Origin of the sequence: Microbacterium imperiale (assembly GCF_017876655.1) — a bacterium.
In the GTDB taxonomy this organism is placed as follows: Bacteria; Actinomycetota; Actinomycetes; order Actinomycetales; family Microbacteriaceae; genus Microbacterium; species Microbacterium imperiale.
The window spans coordinates 2,895,942-2,910,387 of sequence record NZ_JAGIOK010000001.1 but is presented as its reverse complement, the minus strand read 5'-3'; the positions used below and the strand labels follow the sequence as shown (position 1 = coordinate 2,910,387).

The 14,446-nt window shown below is 71.3% G+C and carries 14 protein-coding genes; 3 read left to right on the top strand and 11 right to left on the bottom strand.

Features of this window, described 5'->3' with window-relative positions:
• Positions 1–79: 79 nt before the first annotated feature.
• The 3 genes from JOF37_RS14020 to JOF37_RS14010 all read right to left on the bottom strand — a co-directional run bounded on the left by JOF37_RS14020 (position 80) and on the right by JOF37_RS14010 (position 4,272).
• Entirely contained in the window at positions 80–1,108 is a 1,029-nt protein-coding gene (locus JOF37_RS14020; RefSeq protein ID WP_210007379.1) for a 6-phosphofructokinase, read from the bottom strand.
• A 117-nt stretch (positions 1,109–1,225) separates the two neighbouring features.
• Complete coding sequence (locus JOF37_RS14015) at positions 1,226–3,379, bottom strand: DEAD/DEAH box helicase (RefSeq protein ID WP_210007378.1); 2,154 nt, start codon at positions 3,377–3,379, stop codon at positions 1,226–1,228.
• Positions 3,380–3,633: 254 nt separating this feature from the next.
• Positions 3,634–4,272, bottom strand: coding sequence for a hypothetical protein (locus JOF37_RS14010; RefSeq protein WP_210007377.1), 639 nt, complete (start codon positions 4,270–4,272; stop codon positions 3,634–3,636).
• Positions 4,273–4,376: 104 nt separating this feature from the next.
• Between JOF37_RS14010 and deoC the strand changes: the two genes are divergently transcribed.
• The gene (gene deoC / locus JOF37_RS14005; RefSeq protein ID WP_210007376.1) at positions 4,377–5,093 is read left to right on the top strand and encodes a deoxyribose-phosphate aldolase; all 717 of its coding nucleotides are present in this window, start codon (positions 4,377–4,379) and stop codon (positions 5,091–5,093) included.
• 49 nt (positions 5,094–5,142) lie between these two features.
• Here the strand turns inward: deoC and JOF37_RS14000 are convergent, their stop codons facing one another.
• From JOF37_RS14000 to truB, 4 genes are read right to left on the bottom strand one after another with little or no spacing between them, the layout of a single operon-like run.
• Positions 5,143–6,114, bottom strand: coding sequence for a bifunctional riboflavin kinase/FAD synthetase (locus tag JOF37_RS14000; RefSeq protein WP_210007832.1), 972 nt, complete (start codon positions 6,112–6,114; stop codon positions 5,143–5,145).
• A complete protein-coding gene (locus JOF37_RS13995; RefSeq protein ID WP_245338175.1) occupies positions 6,111–6,563 on the bottom strand; it encodes a hypothetical protein in 453 nt (150 codons plus the stop codon). The genes JOF37_RS14000 and JOF37_RS13995 overlap by 4 nt, the downstream gene beginning before the upstream one ends.
• Positions 6,564–6,596: 33 nt before the next feature.
• Complete coding sequence (locus tag JOF37_RS13990; RefSeq protein ID WP_210007375.1) at positions 6,597–6,965, bottom strand: hypothetical protein; 369 nt, start codon at positions 6,963–6,965, stop codon at positions 6,597–6,599.
• Positions 6,962–7,873: a tRNA pseudouridine(55) synthase TruB gene (gene truB / locus JOF37_RS13985; protein WP_210007374.1), complete on the bottom strand. Its 912-nt coding sequence runs from the start codon at positions 7,871–7,873 to the stop codon at positions 6,962–6,964. The genes JOF37_RS13990 and truB overlap by 4 nt, the downstream gene beginning before the upstream one ends.
• Positions 7,874–7,954: 81 nt before the next feature.
• On the opposite strand from truB, the gene JOF37_RS13980 reads away from it, so the two are divergent.
• On the top strand, positions 7,955–8,821 hold the full coding sequence (locus tag JOF37_RS13980) for an iron-sulfur binding domain-containing protein (RefSeq protein ID WP_210007373.1): 867 nt from the start codon (positions 7,955–7,957) through the stop codon (positions 8,819–8,821).
• 44 nt (positions 8,822–8,865) lie between these two features.
• Here the strand turns inward: JOF37_RS13980 and rbfA are convergent, their stop codons facing one another.
• The 4 genes from rbfA to nusA all read right to left on the bottom strand — a co-directional run bounded on the left by rbfA (position 8,866) and on the right by nusA (position 13,636).
• On the bottom strand, positions 8,866–9,303 hold the full coding sequence (gene rbfA, locus JOF37_RS13975; protein ID WP_210007372.1) for a 30S ribosome-binding factor RbfA: 438 nt from the start codon (positions 9,301–9,303) through the stop codon (positions 8,866–8,868).
• Positions 9,304–9,438: 135 nt separating this feature from the next.
• Positions 9,439–12,240: a translation initiation factor IF-2 gene (gene infB, locus JOF37_RS13970; RefSeq protein WP_210007371.1), complete on the bottom strand. Its 2,802-nt coding sequence runs from the start codon at positions 12,238–12,240 to the stop codon at positions 9,439–9,441.
• A gap of 95 nt (positions 12,241–12,335) precedes the next feature.
• The gene (locus JOF37_RS13965) at positions 12,336–12,587 is read right to left on the bottom strand and encodes a YlxR family protein (RefSeq protein WP_210007370.1); all 252 of its coding nucleotides are present in this window, start codon (positions 12,585–12,587) and stop codon (positions 12,336–12,338) included.
• 62 nt (positions 12,588–12,649) lie between these two features.
• Complete coding sequence (nusA, locus tag JOF37_RS13960) at positions 12,650–13,636, bottom strand: transcription termination factor NusA (RefSeq protein ID WP_210007369.1); 987 nt, start codon at positions 13,634–13,636, stop codon at positions 12,650–12,652.
• A gap of 140 nt (positions 13,637–13,776) precedes the next feature.
• Here nusA and JOF37_RS13955 point away from each other — a divergent pair, with 140 nt between their 5' ends.
• A complete protein-coding gene (locus JOF37_RS13955; protein ID WP_210007368.1) occupies positions 13,777–14,403 on the top strand; it encodes an acetate uptake transporter family protein in 627 nt (208 codons plus the stop codon).
• Positions 14,404–14,446: the final 43 nt, after the last annotated feature.

Sequence of the window (14,446 nt, the reverse complement as noted above, 5' to 3'; positions counted from 1 at the left end):
AACGGCGTCGACCGCGCCCGGCGGTCCTCCGAAGAGGACGCGCGCGGACGCGGTCGATGCGGGATGCCGGTGCTCCGACTCAGCCGAAGAGGGCGGCCGCCTCTTCGTAGCGGTACAGCGGCACGGTGTTGAGCTCGCCCAGCGCCTCGTCGAACGAGACCCGGACGATGTCGGTGCCCTTGAGCGAGACCATCTGACCCCACGCGCCGTCGACGAGGGCGTCGGCAGCGGCGAGCCCGAGACGCGTCGCGAGCACGCGGTCGAAGCCCGAGGGCGAGCCGCCGCGCTGGATGTGACCGAGCACCGTCGCACGCGTCTCGATGCCGGTGAGGCGCTCGATCTCGGGCGCGAGGACCTCGCTGATGCCGCCGAGGCGCGGGCGGTTGAACGCGTCGAGGCCCTTGTCGCTGTAGGCCTCGTCCTGACCCTTGAGCTTGAAGCCCTCCGAGACGACGACCAGCGGCGCACGGCCGCGGTCGAACGCCTTCGTCACCTGCGCCGTGATCTCCTCGATCGACATCGGCACCTCGGGGATGCAGATGACGTGGGCGCCGGCGGCGATGCCCGCGTGCAGCGCGATCCATCCCACGTGGCGGCCCATGACCTCGGCCACCATGCAGCGCTGGTGCGAGTCGCCCGTGGTGCGCAGGCGGTCCATCGCGTCGGTCGCGATGTTGACGGCCGTGTCGAAGCCGAACGAGTAGTCGGTCGCCTTGAGGTCGTTGTCGATGGTCTTGGGGACGCCCAGGACGTTGATGCCGTCGTTGGCGAGACGGTTCGCCGCGGCGAGGGTGCCCTCGCCGCCGATGGCGATGATGCCGTCGATGCGGTGCTTGTCGAGCGTCGCCGCGATGTTCTCCGCGCCGCCGCGAGGGCCCTCGTAGGGGTTCGTGCGGCTCGTGCCGAGGATCGTGCCGCCCACCTTCGACAGACCCTTCACCTCGTGGCGGGTCAGCGGGAAGAAGTCGCCGTCGACCACGCCGCGCCAGCCGTCGCGGATGCCGACGAACTCGATGTTGTACGAGGTGGTGCCCTTGAGCACGACGCCTCGGATGACAGCGTTGAGTCCGGGGCAGTCGCCGCCGCTCGTGAGGATGCCGATCTTCATGGGGAGATCCTTCGTGGTAGCTCGGGTGGGGGTGCGGCGACGATGCCTCGATTCGAGACTATCGTCGCCGCGCCCGCGCTGCCAGGCGAGGACCGCCGGAGAAAGTCGCCGCGGCGCTTACGCGGCTCCGAGCGCCTGACGCAGCAGGTGCATGAGTGCCGACAGCTGCACGGAGTCGCTCGAGGTGGGGTCGACGGCCTCGCCGTCGAGCGCGCGCGCCGCGAGCCCCTGCTTCGAGTCGATGAGCTCGGCGATCTTGGTGTCGATCGTGTGGGCGGCGATGATGCGCCACGCCGTCACGGGCTCTTCCTGGCCGATGCGGTGCACGCGGTCGATTGCCTGCGTCTGCTCGGCGGCGGTCCACGACAGCTCGGCCAGCACGACGTTCGACGCCGCCTGCATGTTCACGCCGACGCCGGCGGCCGTCAGCGAGCACACCGCGATGGCGACATCCGGGTCGTTGTTGAACGCGTCGATCGCCTCCTGGCGCGCCGTGGAGCTCTGGTCGCCGCGCAGCGAGACGGTGCGCAGCCCGGCCGAGGCGAAGTGGGCCTCGGCGGCGTCCATGACGTCGATGTGCTTGGCGAAGAACACGACCTTGCCGACCGAGCGCTGCAGCTGGGCGGCGTAGTCCGCGGCCAGCACGGCCTTGGCCTGGCCGATACGGCGGACCATCGTGAAGACGTTCTCAGCGCCGGTGCCGGCGGCCTTCGACTCCTCGAGCTCCTGCGACGAGACGAGACGGACGATGTCGTCGTCGGCTTCGCCGATGAGCACGCGATCGCCCCGCGCCTCGATGATGCGGCGGTACCGGGCGGCCATGCGCTCACCGAGCTCCTGCTCGGCCTGGCGGATCGACCGGCCGTACTCGTCGTCGAGCTGCACCGGCAGGTCGGCCACGAGCTTGTCGGGCAGGTCGGCTGCGACGTCCTTCTTCTTCCGGCGCACGATGCCCATCGAGATGACGGCGTCGCGGGCGGCGGGGTAGAACGCCTTGTCGGCCGGCGTGAGCCCCGTCTCGTCCAAGCGCTCCATGAGCGCCGGACCCGGCTTCTCGCCGTTGGTCCACCCGAGGAACCGCCAGATCGCGTCGAAGTCCTCGACGTCGTTGATCAGCGGTGTACCGGTCAGCGCCAGCATGAGCGGATCGCGCACCTGCTCCCGGATGCGGCCGGCCAGTGCGAGCACGTTCTGCGACCGCTGCGACGAGAGGTTCTTGATGAAATGCGCCTCGTCGACCACCATGCCGCGCAGCCCCAGCGATCCGAGCCACGACAGGTGCCGGTCGAGCACCTCGTAGTTGACGATGAACACGTCGGCGAAGGCGTCGATCTGGTCGCCGTCGCCCGAGATGACCGTCGCGCGCCGCTGCGGCGTCCACCGCTCGACCTCGCGCGCCCAGTTCATCTTCACGACGTTCGGCACGACGGCCAGCAGCGGGTAGGCATTGGCGACGGATGCCGCCAGCACCGACTGCGCGGTCTTTCCGAGTCCCGGCTCGTCGGCCAGCAGGAATGAGCGGTGCCCCTCGCGCACCGCCTCGAGGAACCGCGACTGATGCGGCATGACCTCGAGGCCCTTGGGCGAGAGCCGATCGAACTCGGGCACGGGCGGCAGCTCCATCGAGGCGGCCGCCCCGCCGGCGCCCGTCTCGAACGCCTTGTACAGCGGGCCCATGAGCTCCCAGCCGTCGAGCCGGCGGCGCGGCGTGGGGTGGGGCGCACGCAGCTCGAGGTCGGGCGCGAGGAACGGGTTGGCCTCGCGGCGCGCCAGCACCTGCGGCGGGGTGACCTGACGGTCGGCAACCGCCGCCGGCACGACCGGCGACTGCACCGGCGCGGCATCCGTGATGATGAGCTCGTCCTCGGGCAGCTCCGCGCCGGACTCGAGCAGCCAGTCGCGCCGCATGCGCTTGGCCACCGGCGACGTCGCCTGGTCGACCTCGAGCAGCTGGATGAGGGAGGTGTCGCGGGCGGCCGTCTTGGCCAGGATCGTCGCGACGCCGTCGAGGCGCTTGAGCAGCTCGGCCCGCGCCGCCGTCGAGACGTTCTCGTCGGCCTTCACGCGGGCGCGCTCCTCGCGCACCAGGAACGCGATGACCTGGAACTTGACGCGGTTGGTGGGGCCGAGCTTGCCGCGCTGCGCCTTCGCTTCGACCTCGCGCACCTTTCGGGCGAGGATCGGGATGAGCGGGGCGTCGTCGTCGCGTCGCGCGGACGAGGACTTCCTGCGGCGGTTGGCGGTCGCTGCGGCGGTGGCCATGGTCGGCATGCTCCTCCTGAGCCTGAGTGCCGGAGTTCCGTCGTGACGGAAACGTACGAGGTGCCGCCCGAGCTGACATCGGAACGTCAGGCGAGCGAAGAGAGGTCTCGCCGGTCGGCCACGGGCACTCGCTTCAGCGAGCTGCGGCGTCGAATACGACGATGTCCCCGAACGGCAGTCTACGCCATCATCGTCCGGGCCCGGGAGGGCGCGCGCCCGCGGGTCGCGGCGACATCGCCACCACTGCGGTCGGTCGCGTCAGCTCACTGCCAGAGCGCGGCGACGATCCCGGGGGTGTACGACTCGGGGCCGTAGTTGATCCAGCGCGTGGCGATCCATGCGTTGCCGCGCAGGAAGTGGGTCTCGCCGAGCTCGACGACCTCGTCGTCCATCGACAGCATCTTCTGCGACGTGCGGAAGTACTCTCCGTCGTCCCCGGGCTCCGAGCCGAAGCCCGCGGTCGTCAGCGCGTCCGCGATCTGCTGCGCCTGCTCGTCCGAGACGAGCGCCACGGTCGTCGCGATGCCGCGATCGGAGGGACGTCCCCACGTGCAGCGCAGGTTCGGCACTCCGGAATCCAGAAGCGTCAGCGCCTCGGCGTTCTCGGTCGAGTACATCGTCACGCCGGGATCGTTGAGCGGCGCGATGTCGGCCTCGAGCATCGCGCGGAGGTCGCCGGTGAACAGTTCGTCGCACGAGGCCGGAAGCGCGATCTCCGCCGCGGGTGCCCGGGTCTCGAGCGGCGTCGGAGTCGCGGTGGGCGTCGCCTCGGGCGAGGCGCTCGTCTCGGTCGGAGCCGGGGTCGCCGCTCCCCCGACGGGGGTGGCGCAGCCGCTCGCGAGCAGCGCGACCGCCGCGACGATGGGAACGAAGCGGAGGGCGGTGCGGTGCGGAGCGCTCATGCGCACCAGCCTAACGATCGGGGTGCGATCGCGGGAACCGCATCAGGTGCGCCGTCCGGGGGCGAGAGCCGGTCCTAGCCGCGGTGACCGCGTACGCTGAGACCATGCCCACGATCTCCGAGCGCGACCTCGCCGCGACCCTCGACCACGCGATCCTCAAGCCCGAGCTCACCCGCACGCAGGTCGACGCCGAGCTCGACATCGCCGCGCAGTGGCGTGTGTTCTCGGTGTGCGTGCGCCCGTCCGACATCGCGCACGCGGTCGAGCGCCTGGACGGCACCGGGGTGGCCGTCGGCACCGTCATCGGCTTCCCCCACGGCACCACCTCGACGGCCGCGAAGGTCGCCGAGGTGCGTCAGGCGCGCGCCGACGGCGCGAGCGAGTTCGACATGGTGGTCAACATCGCGGCGCTGCGCTCGGGGTTCGACGACCTCGTGGTCGACGACATCCGTGCGGTCGTCGAGGCCGCGGAGGGCTCCATCGTCAAGGTGATCCTCGAGACCAGCCTGCTCGACGACGAGCAGATCGCGCGGGGCAGCCGGCTGACCGAAGCCGGCGGCGCCGACTTCGTCAAGACCTCCACCGGTTTCGCGGGCGGCGGCGCCACGGTGCCCCACGTGCGCCTCATGCGCGAGAACGTCGGCCCCTCGGTGCAGGTGAAGGCCTCGGGTGGCGTCCGCAGCTTCGCCGACGCCGTGGCCATGCTCGAGGCCGGCGCGACGCGCCTGGGCACGAGCGGCAGCGCCACGATCCTCGGCGAGGCCCGGCGCCTCGAAGCCGGTGGCGAGGCCACCGGAGCCGTCGACGAGTCGTCGTACTGACGCAGGCCGACGCCGACCGGAGCCGCTGGGCTGACGCGGCTGCGGGCGGTCAGGCCAGCGCTTCGCGCACCCGGACGATGTCGTCGTCCATCTGCGCGATGAGCGCGGGGATGCCGGTGAACGCCACCATGCCGCGGATGCGTGCGGTGAAGCGCACCTCGACGCGGTGCCCGTACAGGTCGAGGCCCGTCTCGTCGAGCACATAGGCCTCGATCTGACGCTGCGGCACGTCGTCGAACGTCGGGTTGGTGCCCACCGAGATCGCGGCGGGATACCGGATGACGCTGCCGGTGGCGGCATCCGCGGCATCCCCGGCGCCCTGGTCGACGAGCCAGCCGGCGTAGACCCCGTCTGCGGGGATGAATCCGGCGGCGTCGGCGGAGAGGTTCGCGGTCGGGTAGCCGAGCTCGCGTCCGCGCTTGAGCCCGTGCACGACGACCCCCTCGACCGCGTGCGGGCGCCCGAGCAGGCGGGCGGCGCCTTCGACGTCGCCCTCGGCGAGCAGGTCGCGCACCCAGGTCGACGAGACCCGACGCCCCGCGTCGCGGGCGCGCACGTCGCCGATCACCGCGACGTCGAAGCCCAGCTCCTCGCCCAGTCGCGTGAGCACCCCCGGGTCGCCCTCGCCGCCGCGCCCGAATCGGAAGTCGTCGCCGACCAGCACCGCGACCGCGCCGAGCGCGCCGACGAGGATGCTCTCGACGAAGGTGCGCGCGGGCAGGGCGGCGAGCTCGTCGTCGAACCGCAGGACGAGCACCGCGTCGACGCCGGCCGCGGCGAGGAGCCCGATCTTCTGCTCCAGGCCGACGAGCGGCTGCGGGCACAGCTCGGGTCGCAGCAGGCTCAGCGGGTTGCGGTCGAAGGTCACCGCGACCACCCGGGCGCCGAGCGCGGCGGCATCCACCCGCGCGCGGTCGATCACGGCGCGGTGGCCCGAGTGCACGCCGTCGAACTTGCCGATCGCGACGACGCTGGGGCCGAAGCCGGGCGGAACCTCGGCCGGATCGCGGAACACGGTCACCATGACGATCCCTCCAGCACGGCCGGGGCCTCGTCGGCCGCGGGGGCGCCGTCGCGATGCGTGACGAGCCACCAGATGCCGACGAAGGGCAGCGCCAAGGGCACCCAGAAGTATCCGAAGCCGTAGCCCGACCACACCGTCGCATCGTGCGAGAACAGGTCGGGCAGCACGAGGCTGAGGGTGCCGACGACGAGGACTCCGGCGAGCTCGAAGCAGATCGCCACCCAGGCGACGAGGTACCATGCGCGCGAGCCCGACTTCACGAGGGCGACCGTCGCGAGGACGTACACGAGGGCGGCCGCGGCCGAGAGCGAGTACGCGAGCGGCGCGTTGGCGAAGTCTTCGACGATCTGCACGAACGAGCGTCCCGTGGCCGCGAGCGCCATCACGGCGTACACGACCACCAGGACGCGGCCGATGCCGGTCATACGGGGGCGGGTGTGATCCATGACCTGTCAATGATAGGCGCCGCGGGGGCGGCTTCAGCCGACCTGAACCGTCCAGATGACCTGCATCCGCCACACCATGATCGCCACCGACAGGGCCGCGACGCCCAGGATGACGGTGCTCCACCGGCTGCGTTCCACGAGCGCCCAGAACACCGCGGCGGGCGGCAGAAGCACCGCCGAGACGAGGTAGACCCAGAACTCCAGGAGGCTTCCGCTGGGGGTGTTGCCGACGAGAGGCGCCACGATCGCGACGACGACCTGCGCGATCAGCAGGACCTCGACGAGCGCGAGCGAGCCGACGGACAGGTCACTCGGGCGCCGGTTGGCCAGCCCGAGGACGACGCACAGCAGACCCGCGGCGACGGCGACCGCCACCTGCACGATCGTGAAGACCGAGATCACGCGTCCTCCGCCATGTTGATGAGGCTCTTGACGTCGTCGCCGCGGCGACCGACGATTCCGACCAGACGCCCCTCGGGATCGACCGCGGCCGGGGTCTCAGCGCTCAGCCGATGAGCGGCTCCCGCCAGACGCTTGCCGTGTCGCAGGTCGCGCGCCTCGTCGGCGGTCACGTCGAACGAGCCGAGCACCGCCGTGGCGACCGCCGCGTCGCTCAGCAGCGACGCCCCAGGCTCGATCTCGACGACCGCGTCGGCGACCGCGAAGGGACCGATGCGCGTGCGCCGCAGCGCCGTCAGGTGCCCGCCGACGCCCAGGTCGGCGCCCAGGTCGCGGGCGAGCGCTCGGATGTAGGTGCCGCTCGTGCAATCGACCACGACGTCGACGTCCACCGCGGCGCCGCCCTGGTCGAGTTCGGCCGGGCGCACGGCGACGACGTCGAACCGCGCCACCGTCACGCGCCGTGCCTTCAGCTCGACCTCCTGCCCAGCGCGGGCGAGGTCGTACGCGCGCTTGCCCCCGACCTTGATCGCCGAGACGCGGCTGGGCACCTGGTCGATCTCGCCGGTGAGCTCGCGCACACCGGCGTCGATGCGATCGCGGGTGACGGCGGCCACGGCATCCGGATGGGCTCGGGCGGTCTCGGCGCCGTCCGCGTCGTCGGAGTCGGTCGTGACGCCGAGCCGGATCGTCGCCTCGTAGGTCTTGTCGAGGCCGACGATGTAGGTCAGCAGGCGCGTCGCAGCACCGACGCCGAGCACGAGCAGGCCGGTCGCCATCGGGTCGAGCGTTCCGGCGTGGCCGATCTTGCGGGTACCGAGCGCCCGACGAGCGCGGGCGACGACGTCGTGACTGGTCATCCCGCCCGATTTGTCGACGAGCAGGATGCCACGGGGCGCGGGTTCGGGCATGCCTTCCAGCCTACGGCGCCGGTCGGCCGGCGCTGGTCCCGCGCTGAGGCCGCAGTTCGTTTCGCCGCCTAGGCTGGAGGGATGCCGGACCTCGCCGCACCGCTCATCGAGTGGTACCGCGAGAATGCGCGCGACCTCCCCTGGCGCCGCGCCGGGTTCGGGGCGTGGGGCACCCTGGTCAGCGAGTTCATGCTGCAGCAGACGCCGGTGAACCGCGTCATCCCGTTGCTCGAAGCCTGGCTCGAGCGCTGGCCCACGCCGGCCGACCTCGCGGCGGCCCCGCCGGCCGACGCCGTGCGGCACTGGGCCAACCTCGGCTACCCGCGGCGGGCCCTGTGGCTGCACCGGGCAGCCGTCGAGATCCGCGATCGCCACGACGGCGTCGTTCCGCGTGACGTCGACGACCTGCTCGCCCTCACCGGCATCGGCGATTACACGGCTCGCGCCGTCGCCGTCTTCGCCTACGGCGACCGGCATCCCGTCGTCGACACCAACACGCGGCGGGTGCTCGCGCGCGCAGTCGGCGGGCGCTCGCAGCCCGGACCGGCCGCCAGACGCGACCTCGCCGAGATGACCGCGATCCTGCCCGCGAGCATCCCGGACGCGGCGGTCGTCAATGCCGCCGCGATGGAGCTCGGCGCGCTCGTCTGCACCGCCCGCGCTCCGCGGTGCGAGGCGTGTCCGCTCAGCGACCGCTGCGCCTGGCGCGCGGCGGGCTATCCCGACACCGGCGACACCCGGGTCAAGCAGGCCCGTTACGAGGGCAGCGACCGGCAGGCGCGCGGTGCGGTCCTGCGCGTCCTCCGCGACGCGCCGACGCACGACGCCGCGAGCGCCGAGGTCGTGCCCGACTGGCCGGATCTCATCCAGCGCGACCGGGCGATCGACTCGCTCGTCGCGGACGGCCTCATCGAAGCGGTCGACGGGCGGCTGCGCCTCCCCCGCTGACGATGCAGAAGGGGGATGTCGCCGCAGCGACATCCCCCTTCGACTCAGTCCTCGACGTCCGCGATCTCGCGCGGCTTGACGTAGGGATCGGCCTCTCCGGCGTAGTCCGCGCCGGTCGCGGTCGCGGCGGTCGCGGCATCCCGTTCCCGCGCCTCGCGCAGCAGGTGCTCGATGTGGCCCGCGTTCTCGGGGATCGCGTCGAGGATGAACTCGAGCGTCGGGGTGAGGCGGACGCCGAGCTTGCGCCCGACCTCGCTGCGCAGCATGCCCGTGGCCGCGCGCAGCGCCTCGGCCGAGTCGGCGCGCTCCTGGTCGGAGCCGTAGACCGTGTAGAACACCGAGGCGTGCTGCAGGTCACCCGTGACTCGCACGTCGGTGATGGTCACGAAGCCGAGCCGCGGGTCGCGCAGCCCCTTCTCGAGACGCTCCGCGACGAGGACGCGGATGCGATCGGCCAGGCGCGACTGACGTTCGCTGGACATACCTTCTTCTCCCTACTCTGGCCCGCTCGTCGGCGGACCGACGATTGCGGAGGTGATGGATGTCGCTCGGATAGTCGGGGTCTTGGGGGTCCTGTTATCCAAGCGACATCCATCGCCGTAGCAACCAACGATGGGTCAGCCGCGCGGCTTCTCCACCATCTCGGTGGTCTCGATCTCGTCACCGATCTGGATGTCGTTGTACTTGCCGAGGCCGATACCGGCTTCGAAGTCCGTGCGGACCTCGGTGACGTCGTCCTTGAAGCGGCGGAGCGACTCGATGGCCAGGCCATCGGCGATCACGACACCGTCGCGGATGACGCGCGCCTTGGCGTTGCGCGTGATCGTGCCCGAGCGGACGATGACACCCGCGATGTTGCCGAACTTCGAGGAGCGGAACACCTCGCGGATCTCGGCCACACCCGACTGGACCTCTTCGTACTCCGGCTTGAGCATGCCCGTGAGCGACTGCTCGACGTCGTCGATCGCGTTGTAGATGACCGAGTAGAACCGGACGTCCACGCCCTCGCGGGCAGCACGCTCACGCGCCTTCGTGTCGGGTCGGACGTTGAAGCCGATGACGATCGCGTTGTCGATCGTCGCCAGGTTGATGTCCGACTCGGTGATGGCACCGACGCCGCGGTGGATGATCCGCAGCTGCACGGAGTCGTCGACCTCGATCTTGAGCAGCGACTCCTCGAGGGCCTCGACGGCACCCGAGACGTCACCCTTGATGATGAGGTTGAGCGACTCGACCTTGCCCTCTTCGAGAGCGCGGGTGAAGTCCTCGAGCGAGATGCGCTTGCGGGCCTTGGCCAGCTGGGCGTTGCGCTCGGCGGCCTCGCGCTTCTCGGCGATCTGACGCGCGGTGCGGTCCTCTTCCGTGACGATGAACACGTCGCCGGCTCGGGGCACCGAGTTCAGACCCTGCACCTGCACCGGACGCGAGGGGTAGGCCTCCTCGACCGGGTCGCCGTTCTCGTCGATCATGGCGCGGACGCGGCCGTAGGCCGTTCCCGCGACGATCGCGTCGCCGACGCGCAGCGTTCCGGACTGGATGAGGACGGTGGCAACTGAACCGCGGCCCTTGTCGAGCTTCGCCTCGATCGCGACACCACGGGCCGCCTTGTTCGGGTTCGCCGTGAGGTCGAGCCCGGCGTCCGCCGTCAGCAGCACCGCGTCCAGGAGCTCCTGGATGTTGGTGCCCTGGCGAGCCGACACGTCGACGAACATGACGTCGCCGCCGTACTCCTCGGCGACGAGGCCGTACTCGGTGAGCTGCTGACGCACCTTGGCCGGGTTGGCGTCGGGCTTGTCGACCTTGTTCACCGCGACCACGATCGGCACGTTCGCCGCCTGTGCGTGGTTCAGCGCCTCGACCGTCTGCGGCATGATGCCGTCGTCGGCCGCGACCACCAGGATCGCGATGTCGGTCACCTGCGCACCACGGGCACGCATGGCGGTGAACGCCTCGTGACCCGGGGTGTCGATGAAGGTGATCGCGCGCTCGATGCCCTCGTGCTCGGTCCAGACCTGGTACGCACCGATGTGCTGCGTGATGCCGCCGGCCTCGCCCGCGACCACGTTGGTCTGACGGATCGCGTCGAGCAGTCGCGTCTTACCGTGGTCGACGTGGCCCATGACGGTGACCACAGGAGGACGGATCTCGAGGTCGTCCTCGCTCTCGGCCTCCAGCTCGGCGTCGAGGTCGAGACCGAAGCCCTCGAGGAGCTCTTTGTCCTCGTCCTCGGGCGAGACCATCTGGATCTTGTAGCCCAGCTCCTCGCCGAGCACCTCGAACGTGGCCTCGTCGAGCGACTCCGTCGCCGTCGCCATCTCACCCAGGTTGAACAGGATGGTCACGAGCGTCCCCGGCTGCACGGTGTAGCCGCGCAGCGCCTCGAGCTTGTCGGCGAAGTCCGCGATCGACGCGCCACGGCGCAGGCGGATGATCTCGCCGTTGCCCTTCTGGACGTTGACGCCGCCGACGACCGGCGCCGACCGCATCTCGAATTCCTGCCGCTTCGCCCGACGCGACTTGCGCTGCTTCGACTTGCCGCCGCCCTTGCCGAAGGCACCTGCGGTGCCACCGCCGGGACCACGACCACGGCCACCGCCGCCACCGGGACGTCCGGCGAATCCGCCGCCGGGAGCGCCACCGGGACGCTGGAAGCCGCCGCCGGCACCGCCGGGACGACCCGGACCGCCGGGACGCTGCTGGAACGGCGCGCCGGGACGACCGCCGCCACCGGGACGACCGGCGCCACCGGGACGCGGCGCGCCGGGACGCGGTGCACCCGGGCGCGGAGCCTGGGGACGCGGGATGTTGCCGGGGTTGGGTCGCTGACCCATGCCCTGCGCCGAAGCGAAGGGGTTGTTGCCCGGACGCGGACCGGCGGGACGCTGGCCCATGCCCTGCGAGGGCGCGAAGGGGTTGTTGCCGGGACGAGCGCCACCCGGACGCGGGGGCTGCGAGCCGCCGGGGGTCGGACCCGCGGGCTTGGCCGGACCGGGCTTGCCGGCGCCGGGAGTCGGTGCGGAGGGCGCGGCGGGGGCCGCCGGCTGAGCGGCCGGCGCCGCCGGGGTCGATGCCGCGGGGGCCGCCGGAGCGGCGGGGGTGGCCGGTGCAGCGGGCGCGACGGGCTTGGCCGGGCCGGGCTTCGCGCCGGCGGGGCCGGGCTTGGCGCCGGCAGGACCGGGGCGGCCGGCACCCGGGCGAGCGGCGCCGGGGCGCGCGCCGGTGGATGCCGCGGGCGCGGGGGCCGCAGCGGCGGAGCCGCCCTCAGCCTGCAGCGCAGCCCGGAGCTTCCGAGCCACGGGGGGCTCGATGGTGGACGACGGGCTCTTGACGAACTCGCCGAGCTCCTTCAGCTTCGCGAGGGCGACTTTGCTGTCGACGCCGAGCTCGGAAGCGATCTCATGTACGCGTGGTTTTGCCACAATTCTCCTGTCAGAAGGCCCACCCTCGGACAGGGCGGACCGTTTAAGCGCGGACGGGTCTCATCTCGAGCCGTTCACTTCGTGTCCATAGCCGTTCAGCCTTTGCGCTGGTGATCAATCTGGAAATCCTGCGTGTCCAGTGGGCCGGACATCCGCAGAGCTCGTCCGAAGGCACGACGCCGCAGGGCGGCATCCACGCACTCCGTCGTGTCATGCACCCACGCGCCCCGCCCGGGAAGCGAGGCGCCCGGATCTGCGATCAGGACGCCATCGCGGGCCACGACTCGCAGGAGTGAGGACCGGGAGGCACGCGCGCGGCATCCCACGCACGTTCGAACAGGATCCATTCTACCCCCTCGACCGGGTCGGACGTTGCGATCGGGTGAAGGCGCCGGTGCAGCCGCGAGCCTCACGACTCCAGGATCGAGTCGGGCTGGATGTCGATCTTCGCGCCGGTGAGCTTCGCGGCCAGGCGGGCGTTCTGCCCCTCCTTGCCGATCGCGAGCGACAGCTGGTAGTCGGGAACGAGCGCACGCACGGCCTTGGTGGTCGCGTCGAGGACGAAGCTCGAGGTCACCTTCGCGGGCGAGAGCGCGTTCGCGACGAACGTGGCGAGGTCGCCGTTGTAATCGATGATGTCGATCTTCTCGCCGCCGAGCTCCTCGGTCACCGCGCGCACGCGCCGGCCGAGCTCGCCGATGCAGGCGCCCTTGGCGTTGATCGACGGGTCGTTCGCCTTGACGGCGATCTTCGTGCGGTGGCCCGCCTCACGGGCGAGCGAGGTGATCTCGACGAGACCGTTCGCGATCTCGGGCACCTCCATGGCGAACAGCTTGCGCACGAGGCCGGGGTGGGTGCGCGAGACCGTGATGGACGGGCCCTTCGTGCCCTTCCCGACCGACGTCACGTAGACGCGCAGACGCGAGCCGTGCCGGTACTCCTCGCCGGCGACCTGCTCCTCGGGCGGGAGGATCGCCTCGATCGTGCCGAGGTCGACGTGCACCATCCGCGGATTCGGACCCTGCTGGATGACGCCGGCGACGATGTCACCCTCCTTGCCGCGGAACTCCCCCAGCACCGCGTCGTCGGCGATGTCGCGCAGACGCTGGCTGATGACCTGCTTGGCAGCGAAGGCGGCGATGCGGCCGAAGTCGTCGGGGGTCGACTCCTCCTCGCCGATGACGGCGCCCTCCTCGTCGCGGAGAGGCACGTAGATCGCGACATGTCCGGTCTTGCGATCGAGCGCGGCACGGGTGCCCTCGGGCAGCTCGCCCTCGGGGGACGTGTGCTTCGCGTAGGCGGTCAAGACGGCCTGCTCGATGATGCGGACGAGTTCGTCGAAGGGGATCTCCTTCTCTCGCTCGACCGTGCGCAGCAGTGAGAGATCGATGTCCATGGTGCCCTCCGTATTCAGCTCTCGACCGGGGGCGCGTCAGGCTCCCGGCATCCATCCCACGTTACCCGATGCCAGTCGTGCCGTGTTTGCCCCGTCCGGACTCGCCGCGCTCGCTCGTCACGACGGGGATACTGGGGCGCATGAGTGCACGCACGCCCCGCCTCGCCGATCCCGGCCTCATCGGCCTCCTCGGCTTCGTCATCGCGACGCTGACGGCGCAGCTCGAGCATCTCGGACTGCAGAACGAGAGCCCGGTCTTCTGGGTCGGCGCCGTCTTCGGCGGTGTGGTCCAGGTCACCGCGGGGATGCTGTCGTACTTCGCGGGAGATGACTTCCACTTCATCGTCTACAGCGCCTTCGGGTGGTACTGGATCTGCATGCCCGGCTTCCTGCTGGGCGGCGAACTGGGGATCTTCGCCGTCGAGGGCCCGGCGCGCGGCGTCTTCACCCTGATGTTCGCGATCCTCGCCCTGCTGTTCGCCGTGTCGGCAGCGAGCCGCAACACCGTGCTGCCGGTGACGCTGCTGGCGGTGTCTCTCGGCCTCGGCCTGCAGACCGTCACGGCCTTCGGCGGACCGTCGGCGTTCGGCGCCGCGGGGTCGGCCGCGCTGCTGCTCGCCTCGGCGCTGGCGGCCTACATGCTCGTCGAGAAGTTCTTCGGGCGCACTCTCGGGCGGTCGTTCCTGCCCCTCGGGCGAGCCTGGTACCGCGTTCCGGCGGCCCCGGCGCCGGTGTCGGAGCCGGGAGACGATTTCGGCCACCGCTGAGCCACCCGGCGGTCGCCCCGCGGACACCGGCCCGTCACGGAGC

Bases quoted from the DNA above. Each gene is read 5' to 3' on its own strand.
- rbfA (WP_210007372.1), bottom strand. From the start codon at position 9,303: ATGTCCAGCGAACGTCAGTCGCGCCTGGCCGATCGCATCCGCGTCCTC.
- JOF37_RS13965 (WP_210007370.1), bottom strand. From the start codon at position 12,587: ATGGATCCTGTTCGAACGTGCGTGGGATGCCGCGCGCGTGCCTCCCGG.
- JOF37_RS14020 (WP_210007379.1), bottom strand. From the start codon at position 1,108: ATGAAGATCGGCATCCTCACGAGCGGCGGCGACTGCCCCGGACTCAAC.
- deoC (WP_210007376.1), top strand. From the start codon at position 4,377: ATGCCCACGATCTCCGAGCGCGACCTCGCCGCGACCCTCGACCACGCG.
- JOF37_RS14010 (WP_210007377.1), bottom strand. From the start codon at position 4,272: ATGAGCGCTCCGCACCGCACCGCCCTCCGCTTCGTTCCCATCGTCGCG.
- JOF37_RS13955 (WP_210007368.1), top strand. From the start codon at position 13,777: ATGAGTGCACGCACGCCCCGCCTCGCCGATCCCGGCCTCATCGGCCTC.
- truB (WP_210007374.1), bottom strand. From the start codon at position 7,873: ATGCCCGAACCCGCGCCCCGTGGCATCCTGCTCGTCGACAAATCGGGC.
- JOF37_RS13980 (WP_210007373.1), top strand. From the start codon at position 7,955: ATGCCGGACCTCGCCGCACCGCTCATCGAGTGGTACCGCGAGAATGCG.
- nusA (WP_210007369.1), bottom strand. From the start codon at position 13,636: ATGGACATCGATCTCTCACTGCTGCGCACGGTCGAGCGAGAGAAGGAG.
- JOF37_RS13995 (WP_245338175.1), bottom strand. From the start codon at position 6,563: ATGGATCACACCCGCCCCCGTATGACCGGCATCGGCCGCGTCCTGGTG.
- JOF37_RS14015 (WP_210007378.1), bottom strand. From the start codon at position 3,379: ATGCCGACCATGGCCACCGCCGCAGCGACCGCCAACCGCCGCAGGAAG.